General features: G+C 70.9%; 15 protein-coding genes. 6 read left to right on the forward strand and 9 right to left on the reverse strand.

From position 1 onward, the window contains the following. Positions 1 to 221 precede the first annotated feature (221 nt). Positions 222 to 569, reverse strand: coding sequence for a CzcE family metal-binding protein (locus tag MCHT01_RS09185; RefSeq protein ID WP_067064860.1), 348 nt, complete (start codon positions 567 to 569; stop codon positions 222 to 224). A gap of 212 nt (positions 570 to 781) precedes the next feature. On the opposite strand from MCHT01_RS09185, the gene MCHT01_RS09190 reads away from it, so the two are divergent. Continuing rightward, positions 782 to 1189 carry a hypothetical protein gene (locus MCHT01_RS09190; RefSeq protein WP_067064861.1) on the forward strand — a complete coding sequence of 136 codons (408 nt, stop codon included), beginning with the start codon at positions 782 to 784 and terminating at the stop codon, positions 1187 to 1189. A gap of 21 nt (positions 1190 to 1210) precedes the next feature. Here MCHT01_RS09190 and MCHT01_RS09195 read toward each other — a convergent pair whose 3' ends face one another. Continuing rightward, positions 1211 to 2398, reverse strand: coding sequence for an acetyl-CoA C-acetyltransferase (locus MCHT01_RS09195; RefSeq protein ID WP_067064863.1), 1188 nt, complete (start codon positions 2396 to 2398; stop codon positions 1211 to 1213). Positions 2399 to 2612: 214 nt separating this feature from the next. Between MCHT01_RS09195 and MCHT01_RS09200 the strand changes: the two genes are divergently transcribed. Continuing rightward, a complete protein-coding gene (locus MCHT01_RS09200) occupies positions 2613 to 3311 on the forward strand; it encodes a YjjG family noncanonical pyrimidine nucleotidase (RefSeq protein ID WP_067064865.1) in 699 nt (232 codons plus the stop codon). Between the two features lie 13 nt (positions 3312 to 3324). Here MCHT01_RS09200 and MCHT01_RS09205 read toward each other — a convergent pair whose 3' ends face one another. Next, positions 3325 to 4011, reverse strand: coding sequence for a DUF6624 domain-containing protein (locus tag MCHT01_RS09205; protein WP_218017887.1), 687 nt, complete (start codon positions 4009 to 4011; stop codon positions 3325 to 3327). Positions 4012 to 4178: 167 nt separating this feature from the next. On the opposite strand from MCHT01_RS09205, the gene MCHT01_RS09210 reads away from it, so the two are divergent. After that, on the forward strand, positions 4179 to 5156 hold the full coding sequence (locus MCHT01_RS09210; RefSeq protein WP_067064868.1) for an alpha/beta hydrolase: 978 nt from the start codon (positions 4179 to 4181) through the stop codon (positions 5154 to 5156). A 136-nt stretch (positions 5157 to 5292) separates the two neighbouring features. Continuing rightward, positions 5293 to 6624, forward strand: coding sequence for an alpha/beta hydrolase family protein (locus tag MCHT01_RS09215; RefSeq protein WP_067064869.1), 1332 nt, complete (start codon positions 5293 to 5295; stop codon positions 6622 to 6624). Between the two features lie 49 nt (positions 6625 to 6673). Here the strand turns inward: MCHT01_RS09215 and MCHT01_RS09220 are convergent, their stop codons facing one another. The 3 genes from MCHT01_RS09220 to MCHT01_RS09230 all read right to left on the reverse strand — a co-directional run bounded on the left by MCHT01_RS09220 (position 6674) and on the right by MCHT01_RS09230 (position 11160). After that, positions 6674 to 9751, reverse strand: coding sequence for a sensor histidine kinase (locus MCHT01_RS09220; RefSeq protein ID WP_067064871.1), 3078 nt, complete (start codon positions 9749 to 9751; stop codon positions 6674 to 6676). Between the two features lie 238 nt (positions 9752 to 9989). Beyond that, positions 9990 to 10238, reverse strand: a complete 249-nt coding sequence (locus MCHT01_RS09225) for a hypothetical protein (protein ID WP_067064872.1) — start codon at positions 10236 to 10238, stop codon at positions 9990 to 9992. Positions 10239 to 10338: 100 nt separating this feature from the next. Continuing rightward, complete coding sequence (locus MCHT01_RS09230; protein ID WP_067064874.1) at positions 10339 to 11160, reverse strand: CPBP family intramembrane glutamic endopeptidase; 822 nt, start codon at positions 11158 to 11160, stop codon at positions 10339 to 10341. Positions 11161 to 11350: 190 nt separating this feature from the next. On the opposite strand from MCHT01_RS09230, the gene MCHT01_RS09235 reads away from it, so the two are divergent. Further along, on the forward strand, positions 11351 to 12277 hold the full coding sequence (locus tag MCHT01_RS09235; protein WP_067064879.1) for a M14 family metallopeptidase: 927 nt from the start codon (positions 11351 to 11353) through the stop codon (positions 12275 to 12277). Between the two features lie 60 nt (positions 12278 to 12337). Here the strand turns inward: MCHT01_RS09235 and MCHT01_RS09240 are convergent, their stop codons facing one another. Genes MCHT01_RS09240 through MCHT01_RS09250 form a run of 3 tightly spaced genes read right to left on the reverse strand, consistent with a single transcriptional unit; the run spans position 12338 to position 18111 of the window. Next, on the reverse strand, positions 12338 to 13768 hold the full coding sequence (locus MCHT01_RS09240) for an efflux transporter outer membrane subunit (RefSeq protein ID WP_067064881.1): 1431 nt from the start codon (positions 13766 to 13768) through the stop codon (positions 12338 to 12340). After that, complete coding sequence (locus MCHT01_RS09245; RefSeq protein ID WP_067064883.1) at positions 13765 to 16899, reverse strand: multidrug efflux RND transporter permease subunit; 3135 nt, start codon at positions 16897 to 16899, stop codon at positions 13765 to 13767. The genes MCHT01_RS09240 and MCHT01_RS09245 overlap by 4 nt, the downstream gene beginning before the upstream one ends. Positions 16900 to 16917: 18 nt before the next feature. Next, a complete protein-coding gene (locus tag MCHT01_RS09250; protein WP_067064912.1) occupies positions 16918 to 18111 on the reverse strand; it encodes an efflux RND transporter periplasmic adaptor subunit in 1194 nt (397 codons plus the stop codon). Positions 18112 to 18415: 304 nt separating this feature from the next. On the opposite strand from MCHT01_RS09250, the gene MCHT01_RS09255 reads away from it, so the two are divergent. Beyond that, a complete protein-coding gene (locus MCHT01_RS09255) occupies positions 18416 to 19228 on the forward strand; it encodes a response regulator (protein WP_084452266.1) in 813 nt (270 codons plus the stop codon). The last annotated feature ends 65 nt before the right edge of the window (positions 19229 to 19293 follow it).

The following is a 19293-nucleotide window of genomic DNA, read 5'->3' on the forward strand; positions in this document are numbered from 1 at the left end:
CCGTGCTCCGTGCTCCGTGCTCCGTGCTCCGTGCTCCGTGCTCCGTGCTCCGTGCTCCGTGCTCCGTGCTCCGTGCTCCGTGCTCCGTGCTATCAGAAATCAGCGTGCAGCACGCAGGGTTCGGGGTTGGAAACGTTCCGGAAACTCGGCGCGCCAGCGCCGAGATACCTTGTACCGAGGCGCCGGAGGCGCCGAGCTGTTGAGCGCCTCGGCGAGTGGCGTCAGTTCCCCTCGGCCTCGTTGCGCGACACGTGGACCACGAAGCCCTTGGCGCCGAAGCCGCTCGGCGCGATCTGCGCGAGGTTCACCGCCCGGTGCTGAACCGAATCGAACTTCCAGGTGAACGACTTCCCGCCATCGCGGAACTCCACCGTCTGGCCGCAGTCGATGTTCAGCGAGCCACCGTCCTTGACGTCGACGACCTTGTCCGCCTGGATGCCGGCAGCCGGCACGCCATAGGCGGAACGGCCGTTCATCAGCTGGTCCGCCTGCGGCGCGGCGGCTTGGGCGGCGCCGGCGGCGAGCGTCAGGGTGGCGACGGCGGACAGCAGGGACAGGGATGCTTTCATGTGAGGTCTCCAATTCGAGAACGCCGCCTCCGGTGGAGGCCGACAGCACGTTCATCGCGGAGATCACTGTAGAAATCGGCGGCTTCCGGGAATCCCTGCCGATCGATGACAAAGTCGTCATCTGCGATCCCGGGCATGTCGATTGCCGCGATGCCGATCCGGCCCCGCGGATGGCAAGCGCTGGCCGGACCCTGCCGTGGAGGGACCCCGCCATGAAGCACATCCAGGTGGTCGTGATCGCGCTGTCCGTGACGGTGGTCGCCGCCGCGGCCATCGCGCAGACGCAGGACGCGCCGCCCAGCTCGGCGGCCAGCCGGCGCCAGTCCGGCAAGGTCGGCCCACCGGTCGACGCGGCGTCGGTGACCGCACCGGCCCCCGTCGTGACGCCGCCCGCGGCCCCCTCACCCCCCTCGTCCGGCGCCCCCTCGCACGGCCCCGTGACAGCCCCCGTCACCGAGCACGCGACGGCGGAGCCCCCGCCGCCGGTTCAAGAGACCGCAACCGCCGCCCCCGTCTCCAAGCCGACCACCCGCACCGGCCGCGCGGCCCGCATGGCCAGCGGCAAGGTCACCGAGGCGCCCGAGCCTCATGGGCTGCCCATCCGCCCCGACCGCAACTGATCGCCCTCGACGGCCCCGATCTCAGAGCCGCTCGATGATCGTGACGTTGGCCAGTCCACCGCCCTCGCACATGGTCTGCAGGCCGTAGCGGCCGCCGCGCCGCTGGAGCGCGCTGACCAGCGTCGACATCAGCCGGGTGCCGGACGCCCCCAGCGGATGCCCCAGCGCGATCGCGCCGCCATGGACATTGAGCCGCTCCGGGTCGGCCTCCAGCGCCTTCAGCCAGGCCAGCGGGACCGAGGCGAAGGCCTCGTTGACCTCGAACAGGTCGATGTCCTCCAAGGCCAGCCCCGCGCGTTGCAATGCACGTCGCGTCGCCGGGATCGGCGCCTCCAGCATGATCACCGGATCGTGGCCCATCACGCTCAGGTGGTGGATGCGAGCCAGCGGCTCGACGCCGAGCGACTTCAGCCCGCGCTCGTTGACCACGATCACACCCGACGCGCCATCGCTGATCTGCGAGGCGCTTGCCGCCGTCAGCAGGCCGTCCTTCGGCTGAATCGCCCTGACCGTGTCGAAGCCCTCCCGCGTCACGTTGAAGCGGATGCCCTCGTCCACGCGATGCGACTCGCCTGGGTCGCCCTGCTCCAGGGTCCGCGTCGCGACGGGAACGATCTCGGCGTCGAAGGCGCCGGACCGGGTGGCCTCGATCGCGCGCAGGTGGCTCCGATACGCGTAGTCATCGAGCACCTCCCGCGTCAGGCCGTACGCGCGAGCGATGTGCTCGGCCCCGGAGAACTGGCTGAACGTCACGCCCGGGTAGCGCCGCGTCATCTCGTCGCTGACGTAGGAGCCGAAGCCATGCTGGGCGGGCAGTGTCGCCGGCAGTCCCATGGGCACGCGGCTCATGCTCTCGACACCGGCCGCGATGACCGCGTCCATCGTGCCCGACATGACCGCCTGCGCGGCGAAATGCAGCGCCTGCTGCGAGGATCCGCACTGGCGATCGATCGAGGTACCGGGCACCGACTCCGGCAGCACCGAGGAAAGCACCGCGTTGCGGGCGACGTTGAAGGACTGCTGACCGGCCTGGCCGACGCAGCCCATCACCACGTCGTCGATGGCCGCGGGATCGATGCCGGATCGCGCGACCAGCGCATTGATCATCTGTCCGGCCAGATCGGCCGGATGCCAGCCCGACAGCCGGCCGTTGCGGCGTCCGGCCGCGGTGCGCGCAACGGCGACGATGTAGGCCTGAGGGGTCGTCATGGCAGTCTCCTGGGGGTCATCGTGGCGAGGTCCGGTCCTCGCGGACCCGATCGGCCGAGCATAGGCCCGCACCCCGGCCGCGTGCTTAGGGACCGACACCGAGACGACCGGTCATGCGGACCGGCCCTCGCCCGCGAGGATCACGCGGCTCGGTACACTGCGCCGCTCGTGCCCGCCGACGTCTGGCATGGCGGCCCGCCCTCGCCTTCGGCGCATGAAGCATCAGCTCTTCCTCCTCGACCTCGACGACACCCTCCTGGACTTCCGCGCGTCCGAGCGGCTCGCGTTCACGCGCACGCTGGGCGGGCTCGGCGTCACGCGCGTGCCGGATGCGCTGTTCACCGACTACCAGGCGATCAACCTCGATCTGTGGCGCCGCTTCGAGCAGGGACTCGTGGCCAAGGACGTGCTCAAGGTGGCGCGCTTCCGGCTCACGTTCGAGCGGCATGGCCTGGATCTGGATGCCGAGCGGGCGAGCTTGCTCTACCTCGACGGCCTGGCCGACAGCGTCGTGCTGATCGAGGGCGCGCTGCAGACCTGCGCCGAGCTGGCCGCCATCGGCGAGGTCGGCATCATCACCAATGGCATCGAAGCCATCCAGCACCGCCGCATCCACAGCGCCGGACTGGCCGGGCACGTCGCCTTCGTGGCGACCTCGGAGGCCTGTGGCCATGCCAAGCCGGACGTGCGCTTCTTCGAGTTCGCGGCCGCCAAGGCGCGCGCCTTCGACAAGGCCTCGACGGTGATCGTCGGCGACCGTCTGGATGCGGACATCCTCGGCGCGAATCGTTTCGGGATCGACAGCTGCTGGTTCAACCCGCACGGCCTCGCGAACGAGACCGAGGCCCGGCCGACCTGCGAGATCGACCGCCTCGCGCAGCTGCTGCCGGCGCTGCGCGAGTCGCGGGGCTGAGGCCGCGAAGCACTCAGTGGCCCGGCGCGCCCCGGAACGCATGCATCATGCAGCCGTAGTCCGACAGCGACATCAGGTCGAGCGCCTTGCGATTGGCGTCGATGCGCGCGAGGTCCGGGATCTCCTGCGCCTCGACGCCGCCCTTGGCCCAGTCGCGCTGCGTGCCGTAGGGCTGCGGCTCCTTGAACTTCACCGCGACGCGGTCGCTCAACTGGGACAGGTCCTGCGGGTTGACCTCGCCGGCCTCGTGTCGGCGCTGGAACTGCGCGAGCGCGCTGCGCTGAAACTCCGGCTCGGTGTCGGCGTGGTGGACCAGCAGCCACAGCAGATGCAGGCCGCCCTCGCCGATCTGATCGGCGGTCGGGAAGCCGTCCTTCTCGAACCACCGCGTCATCCAGCGCAGGTTCTCCGCATCGAGACGCACCACGAGCTTGTTGGACGAAGGGCTGAAATGCTCGGCCAGCATGCGCCGGCGGGCGGCCTGCTCCTCGTCGAATCGGGACTGCAGCTCGGCCACCAGATCGGGACGGGTCAGCGTGCGACGGGCATCGCGCTCCTTGACCGCGACCGGCCCCTGGTCCGCATGCGCCTTCATCCAGTCCGAGGCGCCCGGGCAGCGCTCGCGCCAACTGGGCGTCGGGTTCCCCTGCGCGACCGCGGGCGGCGCCACGGATTGCAGGACCAGGAACGGGAACGTCAAGGGAACCGCCATCAGGCCGATTCGGCGGGAGAGACCGCGAAACACGCGGATGGAGAGCTCGCTGCGCATGGGGCGGCACTGTAACCCGCGTAACCGAGACCGCCGGTGTGACGACCGTCATTCGATCGGACACTCGCCGGCCCATGGATTCACTCGATTCCGCACGAATGATTCACCGCCGACACCTGCTCGGCGCGGCGCTGGCGCCGCTGCTCACGCCCTCCTCGCCGTCATTCGCGGCGCCCGCCTTGCCGGAGGCCTCGGGGCCTTACGCGCTGCCCAACACCTGGGTGCACCCCCTGCCCGACCCGGTGAGCGGCCGCCGCTATGAGGTCTGGATCGATCTGCCGCCCGGCGCCTCCGCGCCGGGCACGACCACGGGGAACGGCACGGCTGCGACCGCGGCGAAGGCGCAGTCGGCGCTTCGACCGGCGGTGTTCGTGACCGACGCCCCCTATGCATTTCCGCTGGTGCGGGCGCTGCGCAATCGGGTCGGACAGCGGGGGCAGAACCTGGCGGACTTCGTCCTGGTCGGACTTGCCGGACCCGCGGACGAATCGGCAGTGGACATGCGCTCGCGCGACTACACGCCGACCGATCCCCTGACCAAGCCGAATCGCCCGGCGAATCGCTACGGCGCGCCGCGCTATGGGGGCGGCGACGCCTACCTGAAGTACATCGCCGAGGTCGTGGTGCCCGCAGTGTCCGAGCGTTATCACCTCGATCCCGATCGGCGGGTGATCCTCGGTCATTCGTATGGCGCGCTCTTCGCGTCGCAAGTGCTGTTCAGCCGGCCGGCGCTGTTCAGCCACTACATCCTCGGCAGCCCCTCGCTCTGGTTCGACGAGCGGGAGATGTTCAAGCGGGAAGCCGCGTACGCGCAACGCCACCAGGACCTCGCCGCGCATGTCTTCCAGTACGTCGGCGCGTACGAGGCCGTGGCCCCGGGCCCGCGATTCAACAAGGAGAACGACCTGGTCGCCGACGCGCTGCGATTCCAGGCGGCCTTGAGGAAGCGCCGCTACCGCTCCTTGCGCGTCGACAGTCATGTGCTCGCCGGCGAGGATCACCTCACCGTGGCGCCAGCGGGCGCGACCCTGGGCCTGTTGTGGGCGCTGCCCGGACGCGGGCCTTACGAGGCCTGAGGACGGATCCCCGCTTCGTCCGCCGGACCGGCATCTCGTCAGCGCCCGGCGACGGTGCATCTCCTGGCGCTCGCGCCCCTCGGTGCCGGTGACGACACTCCCGCGGTTTCGCCCAACCGGATCTCGAGGGAGAGCAATGAAATCACTGGCCCTGTTGCCGCTGTGCGGTCTGATCGTCCTGGCGCCGCTTGTCGCGCATGCCGCATCCCCCCACCACTGCCTGGTCGGCGCCTATCGCATGGCCGACGGCAGCAGCCTGGACCTCGCGCCGTCCCGGGGCGACACCTTGCGCTGGACCCGGTTCTCGGGAGAGACCGGGCGGCTGACGCCGCAAGCGGACGGATCCTGGCGCGGCAGCATCGGCTGGACCGACCGCCCCGCCGCCGCCACCTTGAGCGCGGCCGACTGCGAGACGGGCGAGATCACGTTCGGAGGCCTGCAGGGACGACGCCTCGCCTTCGACATCACGGAGACGAGCTTCGATGCCGGGGGCGTGAAGCTCGCCGGGCGGCTGGTGCTGCCCAAGGGCGCCGGCCGTGTGCCCATCGTCGTGATCGTCCAGGGGTCGGAGGCGGACGCCGCGCGCGAGGTCGTCGGGATGCAACGGTCGTTCCCCGCGGAAGGCATCGGCGCCTTCGTCTACGACAAGCGGGGCACCGGCGACTCCGGTGGCGCCTACACGCAGGACATGGCGCTGCTCGCGGACGACGCCGTGATGGCGATGAAGGAGGCGCGCCGCCTCGCCGGTGATCGTGCCGGCCGTGTCGGCTATCAGGGGGGCAGCCAGGGCGGCTGGGTCGTGCCGCTGGCCGCGAATCGTGCCCCGGTGGACTTCGCCATCGTCAGCTTCGGCCTGACCGTGTCCATGCTGGAGCAGGACCGGCAGGCCGTCCTGTCCGACATGCGCCAGAACGGCCATTCGGCACAGGACACGGAGAAGGCGCTCGCGCTCGACAGCGCCGGCCAGCGGGTGCTCGAGTCACGCGGCAAGGACGGCTACGAGGCCTTCGACGCGCTGCGTCGCGAGTACCGCTCGGAGCCCTGGTTCAAGGATGTCCGCGGCAACCTGCTGCATCTGGTGCTGCCGCTGGACAAGCAGCAGATCGACGAGGGCATGGCGACGAAGTACAACTTCGCGGTCTCGTTCCGATACGACCCGATGCCGACGCTGCGGACGTCGACGACGCCACAGCTGTGGGTGCTGGCCGCGGACGACGTGGTGGCGCCCAGCGCCGGGTCGGCGGCGGACATCCGCGCGCTGATGGCCGAGGGCAAGCCCTACGCCCTCGCGGTGTACCCGCGCACGGGGCACGGCATGGTGCAGTTCGAGCTCGGTCCCGACGGGAAGCGCGTGTCGATCCGACTCCCCGAGGGCTACTTCCCGATGATGCGGGACTTCATCCGCGACGGCAGGATCGCGACGCGCTACGGCGACGCGAGCGTGGCGCCCTTCCCCGGGACGAAATGATCACGAAGTGACCGCCGGCGCGCACGATGCCGTGCCGCCTTGACCGGGTTCAGCCGCGCTCCACCGCATGGGGGACCACCACCGTGACACGGGTGGCCTGACCCGGGGTGCTCTCGATCGTGACAAGCATCCCCGCCTGGGTCGCGCGGCTCTGCATGCCGGGCAGGCCCCAATGGCCGCGGCGGCTTCCCGTGGCGAAGACCTCCTCGGGGATGCCGACGCCGTCGTCCTCGACCCGCACGGTGAAGTCCTTCGCCGCGTAGTCGATGGACACCGCCACCCGCGTCCCTTGCGAGTGCTGGTAGGCGTTGAACAGGGCTTCCCGGACGATGAGGCCCAGCTGGTCCCGGATCCCGGGCGGCAAGGCGCGGGAGTTCCCGTGGACGGTGAGGTCGAAGCGCATGCCGTGATGGCGGGACAGGTCCTCGCCCAGCGGCCCCAGCATCTGCTCGAGCGGGCCGGCCGCCGGCGGGCGATGCAGGTCGGAGATCCGGTCGCGCCCTTCCACGAGCAAGCCGTCGGCGACCTCCATCAGGTGATGCAGCTCCTCGCTGGTCCGGGAGGGCTCCTGCCGGATCGCGGCACGGGCCACCGCCTGCAGGCGCAGGACCAGGCCGAGGAAGCCCTGGAGCAGCGTGTCGTGCAGATCCTGCGCCACGCGGACCCGTTCCTCCAGCCGGGCGCGGAGGCGGTCCTGCTCGACGCGTGCCCTCGCCCGCGTGCGCCAGCGGACCAGCAGCCCCACCGCGATCAGCGCGGCCAGCCCGAGCGCCACGCGGACCTCGGCGCGCTCCGTGATGCGGGGCTCGATCCTGATGTCCACGACGGCGGGCTGCGTGCCCCAGACGCCGTCCTCGTTGCAGGCCAGCACCTCGAAGCGATAGCTTCCGGGTCCCAGGTTGGTATAGAACGCGCTGCGTCGCGTGCCCGCCTCGTGCCAGGTCTTGTCCAGCCCGACAAGGCGGTAGCGGAAGCGGATCCGCTCGGGGATCGCCAGGTTGGTCGCGGTGTAGACGACGGTCAGATCGCGCGTGCCGGGCGGCAGCACCAGGCTGCCTTGCAAGCGCCTGAACGCGTCCTGCGACGTCTCGACGCGCTGCACGTCGACCTGGGGCGCCTGGTCGTTCCGGCGCAGCGAGGACGGGTCCAGCGTCACCACGCCATTGGTCGATGAAAACCACAGGCGCCCGTCCGGCGTCTGCATCGCGGTACCCAGCGGCCAGGCCTGCTCCGAGAAGGCCGGCAGGCCATCGAGCGTGTCGTAGCGCGTGACGGCGGCCCGATAGGTGGCATCGCCCAGGGCCCGCGCGACCTCCTTCGCCGCGATGCGGGTGATGCCGGTGAGCCCGTTGAGCCAGAGCTCACCGCTGGCGGTCTCGACGATGCCGGTGATGCCTTCGAGATCGCCGCCGTCCTGCACGTGGATGGCGGGCATGCCTGGCAGGTCCAGTCGCTGGAGGCCGGTCTCCCCGCCGGCCCACACATGCGATCCCCGGGCGGTGATGGCCTTGACGGTACCGACGCGCAGGCCGTCCTGCGCGGTGAGCATCTTGAGCTCGTCGCCTCGCACGCGGAGCAGGCGCCCGCCCAGGTAGCCCAGCCACACGGTCCCGCCGGGATCGCTGCCCACGCTGACCGGCGGCTCCCGGGGCACACCGGGACGCTGGTGGAATCGCTCCCACTGGCCGTGGTCGTAGCGGAAGAAGCCCAGGCCGTTCGTGACCATCCACACCACGCCGTGGACGTCCACATGCAGGTTGATGATGGAGAAGTTCCAGTGGGGGACACCCGGCGGCGACAGCAGCATCGGCTTGCCGCTCTTCCATTCACGCAGCCCGCTTCGATAGCCCAGCCATCGGGTGCCGTCGGCGCCCATGGCGATGTAGGTGGGCGTTCCGTCGACGCCGTTGTCGATCCGTTCCAGACCGGCGCCCAGGCGGAAGAGGCCCTGCTCGGTCGCCGAGAACCAGGGGACGCCGGCCGCGTCGACGGCCATCGAGACCGCGGCGGGGGCCTCGGGGAACGGCACCTGCGTGAGGCGCGTCGCGCGGTAGCGGTCCAGGCCGGCGTTCGTGCCGACCCAGACGCTGCCCTCGCGGTCCTGGAACATGCGCAGGGTGTAGTAGCCCGAGACGCCACCGGTCGACGGGGAGACGCGGTCGGCGGCCTCGATCTTCAGCGGGCCCGCGGCGGGTGGCTTGACGCGCACCAGTCCATTCCCGGCGCCGTACCAGAGATGGCCCTGGGCATCGAAGAAGGGATTGGAGAGACCGCCGGGCACCGGCCGCCAGCCGGAGAGATCGCCCCAGTCGCCGCCGGCCGGTGGCACGGCGGGCAGCCGCAGGATGCCGCGCTCCTGGGCGCTGTCGACCACCCAGACGCGCCCGTCGGGGGCCACCACCAGGCCCGGGAAGCTCACGTTCTTCACCGGCACCGGCATGAAACGCGCACTCTTCGGCGATCGGACGAACAGGCCCTGGTTCGTGGAGACCCAGACATTGCCGTCGGGATCGATGACCAGATCCATCGGATGGATCGCCGGCAGGTCCGCGAGGCCCTCGTCCTGCCTCGTCCATTGACCCTGGGCGAAGCGCAGGACCCGGGATCCGTCGACGACCCAGGTGGCGCCATCCCGGCCAAGCGCGAGGCGGCGCGTGGTGGCCGTGCTGAAGGGCTCCTGACGATCGACCCGCAGGATGCGCCCGGCCTTCACCAGCGCCACGCCGCCCTCGACGAATCCCACCCACAGCGAGTTGTCCGGCATCGCCAGCAACGCATGCACGCCACGGGCCGGGAGCTTCTCGCCGGAGAGCGCCTCGAAGCTCTCGAATCGAACCCCGTCGAAGCGCATCAGACCGCTGCTCGTGCCCAGCCAGAGATAGCCGTCCGTGGTCTGGACGATGGCGAACACATTGCCCGCCAAGCCGTCCTTGGCCGTCCAGGCCGTGTGATGCAGATGGGCGAGGGCCTGGCTCGCCGGGGTCAGCAGCGCCGCGGATGACGAGGCCGCGGCGGCAGGCGATGCCGACGCCGTGACGGGGGTCGAGGGTGCCGGCGAGGCGGCTTGAGACGCGGGGGCACCGATGACGACGCCCAGGAAGAAGGCAAGAAGCAGCGCGAGGCGCATGGGCGGACCGGGGGGAGCTGGAGGGAGACGGGGCCGGATTGTCTCCTGCGTCGCGTACCGCCTCCGCTCCCGAAGGTAGGATCGCCGCCCATGACGAACGCGGCTTGGCCGAGCGCCAGCGCCGGAGGGCGCTAGCATCCCCGCCCACAACCATCCGAATCCTCGAGGGAGGCCGCACGACCTGATCGAGGACAAGTGCCAGGACGGCTGCGTCTCGACCTGAGGCCCAGGGCCAGGATCAGTCGCGCTCGCCCCAGCGCCAGCGTGGCGGCTCGCCCTTCAGCCAGCACACGCCCACCAGGGCGCCGGACAGCCCCATCAGGCTCAGCAGGAAGGGGCCGTGACCGATCTCGGGACGCAAGGCGATCACGACCGCCACCAGGATGAAGTAGGTGGCCAGCACCGCCCAGCCCTGCCAGCCCGTCGGCGCGCCCCAACCGAAGCCGTAGCGCTTGGCGGGGAACCAGTAGTTGTCGTCGTTCGTCATCGTCGGACTCCCATCCCTGAATGACGTCGATTCCATCACAGGCGCGCGGCATTCCGACATCGCGGACATGCGCCCGCGGGCGATTCGCGCCGCGTCGGCGTCAGAGCCGGCTCGGCCACAGCCGCAGCGTCTTCTGCAACGCGACCAAGCCGATCCCCGCGGCGATCAGCGCGCCCACCCAGGCGATCGACGGGATGGCCGGCGCCACGGCGGCACTGGCATCGGCGGTCCCGGCGGCCACGTCGCTGGCGCCGGAGAGGACGAACACCGCCGTGTTGAGCGCGGCATGCAGGGCCATGCACGGCAGCAGCGACCGGCCCCGCTCGTAGATCAGGCCGAGCAGCAGCCCCAGCAGGAAGGCCAGGCAGAACTGGTAGAGGTTGAGGTGGGCCACGCCGAAGAACAGCGCCGAGTAGCCGATCGCCTGACCGCGCGGGTAGCGCGCCAGGAAGCCCCGCAGCAGCACGCCGCGGAACAGCATCTCCTCCACGACCGGCGCGATGACGCAGACGATCAGGGCCATGGGCAGCGTCTGCGTGCTCATGGCGCCGAAGGTCTGGCGCTCCGATTCGGACAGCGGCAGGAGCGTCTCCAGCGCGCTCATCATCGTCATGTCCAGCAGCACGATCAGCGGCATCAGCAGGACCACCGGCGGGACGACCATCACCAGCGTCGGCCACAGCGATTTCCGGTCCGGATGGACGAGGTCCCGATAGCCCGATCCCTGCAGATGCAGGGCCACCGAGATGACGATCCCGTTGCCCAGCAGCGCCTCGAGCGCCGACAGCTGCTCGAGGCTCAGGCCCAGGGCGTTGCGCGCGTCGTAGAGCCCGGCGCCGATCAGCATCTCCAGCACGTACAGGGCGACCACCAGCAGCGCCGCTTGCAGCAGGGATGGAAATGGTGACTTGTTGGGCGGCATCGGCGGGGACGATCAGCTCTTGGCGCCGCCGACGTTATCAGTCCGACCGCCCCTGGGTGGAGGCGTGCAAGCCCCGATGGATCGCGGGCAGTGACATATGCCCGGCTTTCCCCTCGCCCTGCCCTTCGGCACCTCGGCGCCGACTGGCGTATCGTCGCGGGCTCGGTTTCATCAGAAGCAGGCAGCAGGCATGACTTCCTCCACCCCTTTCTATCCCATCGGCACGCCGGGCGTTCCCTGGGGCGACGCGGAACGCGCCGCCTGGCGCGCCCGCCAGGTGCGCTCGCGCCGCTATGCGCAAGACGTGACCCCGCGGGTCGAGGCGCTCGCCGATCGATTCGAGCGGGTCCGCTACGGCGAGCTGAACTACGGGCCCGATCATTACGAGCTGGTCGCGCTCAAGAGCAAGTCCTGGGATCCGGCGCTGCCGGTGGCGCTGGTGACCGGCGGTGTCCACGGCTATGAGACCAGCGGCGTGACCGGCGCGCTGCGCTTCGCCGAGGAGCATGCGGCGGGCTATGCCGGCAAGGTCAACCTGATCATCGCGCCCTGCGTCAGCCCCTGGGGCTACGAGCGCGTCGCGCGCTGGAACCACGACGCCGTCGACCCGAACCGCAACTTCGGCGCGCGCCGCGAGGCGCCGGAATCCTCCGCGCTGATCGAGCTGCTGGCGCCCTATGCGGGACAGTTCCTGCTCCACATCGACCTGCACGAGACCACCGACACCGACGCCTCCGAGTTCCGCCCCGCGCTCTGCGCCCGCGACGGCAAGCCCTTCGAGCCCGACGTCATCCCCGACGGCTTCTACCTCGTCGGCGACAGCGAGACCTCGCGGCTGGACTTCCAGGAAGCCATCATCGCGGCCGTCCGCCAGGTGACGCACATCGCGCCGGCGGACGACAAGGGCCTGATCATCGGATCGCCGGTGATCTCCGAGGGCGTGATCGAGTTCCCGGTCCGCAGCTCGGGGCTGTGCGCCTCGTTGACCCGCGCGAAGTTCTCGACCACCACCGAGGTCTATCCGGACAGCCCGCGCACGAATCCGCGCGAGTGCGAGGAAGCGCAAGTCGTGGCCGTGCATGCCGCACTGGCCTTCGCGCTGACGCACGCGGACTGACGGCGGCGGGCGTCCGCCCACCGGCCGCCCATTCATCTCGGCATGGGCCGGCCCGGCGGGTCAGGCGTCTTCCACCAACCCGCCGCCCAGCGCCTTGTACAGCCCGATCGCATTCGCGATCTCCTCGCGCCGCAGGTCCAACAGGGCCTGGCGCGCGGCGTACAGCTGCCGCTGCGCGTCCAGCACTTCCAGACGGCTGTCCACGCCGGCCCGGTAGCGCATCTCCGCCAGCCCCGCGCGGCGCTCGGCGGCGGCGGCGGCGCGTTGCTGCGCCTCGGCCTGGCGCGCGTAGAGGTCGCGGCCGGTCAGGCCGTCCGCCACCTCGCGGAAGGCCTGCTGCACCGCCCGCTCGTACTCCAGCACGGCGGCCGACTTGCGGATCTCCGCCAGGCGCAGCTCCGCCTTCAGCTGTCCGGCCATGAACAGCGGCTGCGTGATCTGCGGCGCGAAGGACCAGACGCCCGAGCCGCTCTTGAACAGCCCCTTCAGGCCCGGACTCGCCGTGCCCACCGAGGCCGTCAGCGACACCCGCGGGAAGAAGGCCGCGCGGGCCACGCCGATCTCCGCGTTCGAGGCCACCAGCCCCAGTTCCGCCTGCTGGATGTCCGGCCGGCGCGCGAGCGTCGACGACGGCAGCCCCGCCGGCAGCTGCGTGATCACCGAGCGCTCCATCAGCCCCGCGCCATCGGGCAGGTCCGCCGGCAAGGCCTGGCCGATCAAGGCGGCCAGCGCGTGGCCGCGCACCTCGAGTTCGCGCCGGCGCGCCTCGCGGTCGGCCTCGGACCCAGCCACCTGCGCCTCGGCCTGCGACAGCTCCAGCGCCCCGGTCTGGTTGGCCGCCTTCAGCTGCCGCACCAGCGCGAGCGAGCCGCGCCAGTCCTCGACCGTGCGCTCCGACAGCGCCAGTTGCGCCTGCGCCAGCTGCTCGGCGAAGTAGGCATCGGCCACCGCGCCGACCAGCGAGATCTGCGCGGCCCGGCGGCCCTGCTCCGAGGCGAGATAGCGGGCCAGTGCCGCCTCGGACCCCGCCCGGACACGGCCGAACAGGTCCAGCTCGAAGGCCGTCGTGCCGACGCTCACGCCGGTCGAGGTCTGCAGGCTGGACACGCCGCCGGCATTCGTGCGCTCGCGCGTGCCGTTCACGCCGACACCCAACTGCGGCAGCTGCGCCGATTTCTGGATGTCGTACTGCGCCCGCACCGCGTCGACGTTGAGCGCGGCCAGCTTGAGGTCGCGGTTGTTGCGCAGCGCGATCTCGATCAGGCGCTGCAGGCGCGGGTCCTTGAACATGGCACGCCAGCCGATCTCCGCCGCCACCGCGGCCTCTCCGCCGCCATCCACACGGGCGTCGACATGGGCGTCGGCGCCAGGGATCGCGGCGAGCTCGCGCTGCGGGAAGTGGGTCGGCACCGGCAGCGCCGGCCGCTCCAGGGTGGGGGTCATCGCGCAGGCCGACAGGCCCAGCGCGGCCACGAGAACGAGAAGCTTCATGCTTGTTCACCAGACATCAGGGACGGCTTGCGGCGCTCGCGCCAGGCGGCGATCCGCTCGCGCAAGCTCATCACGAAAACAAAGAACGCGGGGACGAAGAGCACCGCCAGCACGGTCGCCGCCACCATCCCGCCGAAGACGCCGGTCCCGATGGCCTGCTGGGTCTCGGCGCTCGCGCCGGAGGCCAGCATCAGCGGCACCACGCCCAGCACGAAGGCCAGCGAGGTCATCAGGATGGGCCGCAGCCGCATGCGCGCCGCGGTGATCACGGCGTCCACCAGGCCGCGGCCCTCCTCGCGCAGCTGCTTGGCGAATTCCACGATCAGGATCGCGTTCTTCGCCGACAGGCCGATCACGGTGATCATCCCGACCTTGAAGAAGACGTCGTTGGGCAGTCCCCGCAGGAACACCGCCGCCACCGCGCCGATCAGGCCCAAGGGCACGACCAGCATCACCGACAGCGGGATGGCCCAGCTCTCGTAGAGCGCCGCCAGCACCAGGAAGACCACCAGCATCGACAGCGCCAGCAGCAGGGGCGCCTGCGAGGCGGACTCCCGCTCCTGCAGCGACTGGCCGGTCCACGCCACGGTGAATCCGGGCGGCAGCTGCTGCGCCAGGCGCTCCATCTCCGCCATCGCCTCGCCGCTGGACGCCGGGTAGTTGGCATAGCCGGCGATACGCGCGGCCAGGTAGCCCTGGTAGCGGACCAGCTGCAACGGCGCCTCGCGCCAGCTCGGGTGCACCAGCTCGGACAGCCGCACCAGACCGCCCGCGCCATTGCGCACCGTCAGCTTCAGCACGTCGTCCAGCTGCATGCGCGCGGGCGCGTCGGCCTGCACGATGACCTGCTGCATGCGACCCTTGTTGGGGAAGTCGTTGACGTAGAGCGAGCCCATCGCCGTCGACAGCGTGTCGCTGATGTCGCTGAACTCCACGCCCAGGGTCTGGGCCTTCTGACGGTCGATGTCCAGCTTGACGCTGACGCCCGGCGGCAGACCTTCCGGATAGACCCCCGCCACCAGCTTGCTCTGCGCGGCCAGCTCCAGCAGCCGGGCCTGCGCCGCCTTCAGCGCCTCGTAGCCCTGGTTGGACTGGTCGATCAGCCGCATCGTGAAGCCGTAGGAGTTGCCCAGTTCCTCGATCGCGGGCGGCATCACCGCCATGACCGTGCCCTCGACGCCCGCCACCGCGGCCTGCGCGCGGGCGGCCTCGTCGGCGGTGGTCGCGCCACCGCGGGACTTCCAGTCCTTCAGGTTGGTGAAGGCCATGGCCGCGTTGGGGCCGGAGCCCGCGAAGCCGAAGCCCAGCACCGACATGTTGGACTCGATGCCCGGTCGCGTGGCCAGGTGCTGCTCGTAGACCCGCACCGCGTCGCGCGTGCGCTCGGCCGTCGCGTCCGAGGGCAGTTGGAAGATGGTCATGAAGTAGCCCTGGTCTTCCTCCGGCAGGAAGGACGAGGGCAGGATGCGCAGCCCCGCGACCAGCACGCCGGTCAGCGCCAGGAACACCAGCATCATCCGGCCGCTGCGCGCGACCAGCTTGCCCACGCCGGTGGCGTAGCGGCCGGTCAGCTTCTCGAAGCCGCGGTTGAACCAGCCGAAGAAGCCGCGCTTCTCGTGATGGCCGGCCGGGATGGGCTTGAGCAGCGTCGCGCAGAGCGCGGGCGTCAGGCTCAGCGCCAGGAAGGCCGAGAACAGGATGGACACCGCCATCGACAGCGTGAACTGCTGGTAGATCACGCCCACCGAGCCGCTCGCGAAGGCCATCGGCAGGAAGACCGCCGTCAGCACCAGCGTGATGCCGATCACCGCGCCGGTGATCTCGCGCATGGCCTTGAGGGTGGCGTCACGCGGACTCAGGCCCTCCTCGGCCATCAGCCGCTCGACGTTCTCGACCACCACGATCGCGTCGTCCACGATGATGCCGATGGCCAGCACCATCCCGAACATGGTCAGCACGTTGACCGAGAACCCGGACACCAGCATCACCGCCAGCGTGCCCAGCAGCGCGATGGGCGCGACGATGGCCGGGATCAGCGTGTAGCGGATGTTCTGCAGGAACAGGTACATCACCAGGAAGACCAGCACCATGGCCTCGACCAGGGTCTGCACGACCTTCTCGATCGAGATCTTCACGAAGGGCGCGGTGTTGAAGGGCACCGAGTAGCTCAGGCCCTTGGGCAGTGTGGGCTTGAGCTCCTCCAGCCGGTCCAGCACGCGCTGCGCGGTCTTGACCGCGTTGCCGCCCGGCGTCAGCTGCACGCTGAGCGCGGTGGCCGTCTTGCCGTTCTCGCTGGTGCGGAAGTTGTAGTCCTGCGCGCCCAGCTCCACCCGCGCGACGTCGCGGAGCAGGACGCGCGAGCCGTCGGCGTTGGCGCGCAGCACGATGGCGGCGAATTCCTCGGGCGAGCCCAACTGACCCTGCACCGTCAGCGGCACGGTGACGCGCTGGCCGGGCACGGCCGGCGAGTCGCCCAGCCGTCCCGGCGCGATCTGCGCGTTCTGGCGGGTGATGGCGGCGCTGATGTCGCTCATCGACAGGCCGAAGCCGACCAGCTTGGCCGGATCGACCCAGACGCGCAGCGCCTGCTCCGCGCCGAAGAGCTGCACGCGGCCCACGCCCTCGATGCGGCGCAGCTCCTCGACGGTGTTGCGCGCCATGTAGTCGCTGAGCGCGGTCTCGTCGACGGCGCCGTCGTCCGAGCGCAGGCCCACGATCATCAGGAAGCCGGACGAGGCCGACTCGATGTTCAGGCCGTTCTGACGGACCGCCTGCGGCAGGCGGGGCTCGATGGACTTCAGCTTGTTCTGCACGTCCACCTGGGCCATCGCCGGATCGGTGCCCGGCTTGAAGGTCGCGGTGACCGAGGCCATGCCGGAGGTGTCGGCCGAGGACTCGAAGTACAGCAGGTGCTTGACGCTGGAGAGCTCGCGCTCGATCAGGCCGACGACGCCGTCGTTCATGGCCTGCGGCGTCGCGCCCGGATACACGGCGGTGATGGTCACCGAGGGCGGCGCCACCGAGGGGTAGCGCGCGATCGGCAGCTGCGGGATCGCGATCAGGCCGAACAGCATGATGAACAGCGCGATGACCCATGCGAAGACGGGTCGCTTGATGAAGAACTCAGGCATCACGGATCTCCCGGTTCCTCATTGCGCGCCGGTCGACGCACCGGTCGACGCGGACGTCGACACCACGCCGGCCGGCCCGGCGGCGGGTCCTGCCGACGTCGTGGCCGTGGCCGCCGAGGCGCCCGCGGTCACCGGCGCCAGCTGCACCCGCACGCCCTCGGCCAGGCGGTCCATGCCGGAGACCACCACGCGGTCGCCGGCGCGCACGCCTTGGACCACGCGGTACTGGCGGTCCGACAGCTCGCCCAGGCTCACGTCGGCCAGGTGCGCATGGCCGTTGCGCGACAGCACCCAGACCTTGGTCGCGTCGCCGGTGCGCACCACGGCCTGCTGCGGCACGCGCAGCGCGCCGTCGTAGCTCGCCATCGGGATGCGTGCCCGCACGAACATGCCGGGCAGCAGGTCGCGGCGCGGGTTCTCGACCAGCACGCGCAGCAGCACGTCGCCGGTGCCGGCATCCACCGACATGCCGGAGAACAGCACCCGGGCCTTCAGGTCGTAGGCCTCGCCGCTGGAGCGCATGACCACGGCGGGGATGCTGCCGCTGCCGCGCCTGGCCGCGTCGAGCTGACGGCGGATGCCGTCCAGCGCCGACGCCGGCTGGCGCACGTCCACATAGACCTGGTCGATCTGCACGATGCGCGCGAGCGGCGTCGCGTCGCCGGCGGACACCAGCGCGCCCTCGGTCTGCAAGGCCTGGTCGATGCGGCCGGCGATCGGCGCGTCCACCGTGGAGAACGCCACATCCAGCTTGCGGCGCTCGTGCGTGGCGCGGGCTTGCGCGACGTCCGCGGCCGCGAGGTCGCGCTCGGTGAGGGCGTCGTCATAGGCCTGGCGGCTGACGGCCTCGGCCTTGGCCAGCGGGGCCAGTCGGTCGACCTGCTGTTGCGAGCGGGCCAGCGAGGCCTCGGCACGCTTGAGCGCGGCCGCGGCGACGGCGGCCTCCGCCTTGAAGGGCGCGGCGTTGATCGCGAACAGCGGCTGGCCGGCGCGCACCTCGGCGCCCTCCTGGAACAGCCGGCGCTGCACGATGCCCGCGACCTGCGGGCGGATCTCCGCCACGCGCAGCGCGGCCACGCGGCCCGGGAAGGTCTCGGTGATGGTGACCGCTTCCGGCTGGATCGTGGCGATGCCCACGAGCGGCGGCGGTGCGGGCGGCGGCGCTTCCTCGGCGGCGCTCTCCATGCCGCAGGCGCCCAGCAGCGCGGCCATCGCCAGCACGCTCAGGCTGGTGGGCAGCGTCAGCGCGGCCGCGTCGCGGCGGGCGTTTCCGGAGCAGGCCGTCTCGGCCATCGTCGTGTGATCGGGATGTCGGACCGGGGCCTCCCCGCCTCGCCGGTTCCAGGGCATTCGATGCTTCATGTTCAGGTCGCTTTCAGACTTCAGGACACTTCAGGACAGTCGGCGACGCGGGTCGCCATGACAGAAGCGAAGTCTGGGCAGCGACGATGGAGGCGCCGCTGAGGTTCTGTGGAGATTCGATGGAGCGACCCGACCGGGGAGAGAATCCCGCCCCATGACGGATCCGTTCGCCTCTTCCCCCTCTCACGCGCCGGGCGCGCCCGCGCCGGCCTCGTTCTCCAGCTCGCTCGTCCTCATCGTCGAGGACGAGCCCGAGATCGCCGACATCCTGCAGGCCTACCTCGAGCGCGAGGGCCTGCGCACCGCGCGGGCCACCGACGGACGTCGCGCGCTCGAGGGCCATCTGTCGCTCAAGCCCGACCTCGTCCTGCTGGACGTGCAGATGCCGCTGCTCGACGGCTGGCAGGTGCTGGCGGCGATCCGGCAGCGCGGCGACACGCCCGTCATCATGCTGACCGCGCTGGACCAGGACATCGACAAGCTGACCGGCCTGCGCATCGGCGCCGACGACTACGTGGTCAAGCCCTTCAACCCCGCCGAGGTCGTGGCCCGCGTGCATGCCGTGCTGCGCCGCGCCGGCCGACCCAGCCGCCCGCCCGGCCAGGTGCTGCGCGTGCCGCCCTTCGAGATCGACCTGGAGAACCACGTCGCGACGGTCGACACGCGTGGTCTGGCCGACGCCAGCGACGTCGATGCGGCGATCGTGGGCGCGGCGCGGGACGGGGGCCTGCACACCCTGGCGCTGACGCTGACCGAGTTCCGTCTGCTGGCCGAGATGGCCCGCCATCCCAAGCGTGCCTACAGCCGCGCCGAGCTGCTCGAGACCTGCCTCCCGGAGGGCGAGGCGCTGGAGCGCACCGTCGACAGCCATGTGAGCAAGCTGCGCCGCAAGCTCGAGGAGCTGGGGGTCAGCGGCGTGCCCGCCAGCGTGCGCGGCATCGGCTACCGCTTCCGGGGCGTGGAATGACGACCGGGCACGACGTGCGCTCGCCGATGACGGGCGCCGCTCCCGGCGGAGCGCCCGGCCCGGGC

The sequence above is a fragment of the Mitsuaria chitosanitabida ATCC BAA-476 = NBRC 102408 genome (genome assembly GCF_001598255.1).
GTDB lineage: Bacteria > Pseudomonadota > Gammaproteobacteria > Burkholderiales > Burkholderiaceae_C > Roseateles > Roseateles chitosanitabidus.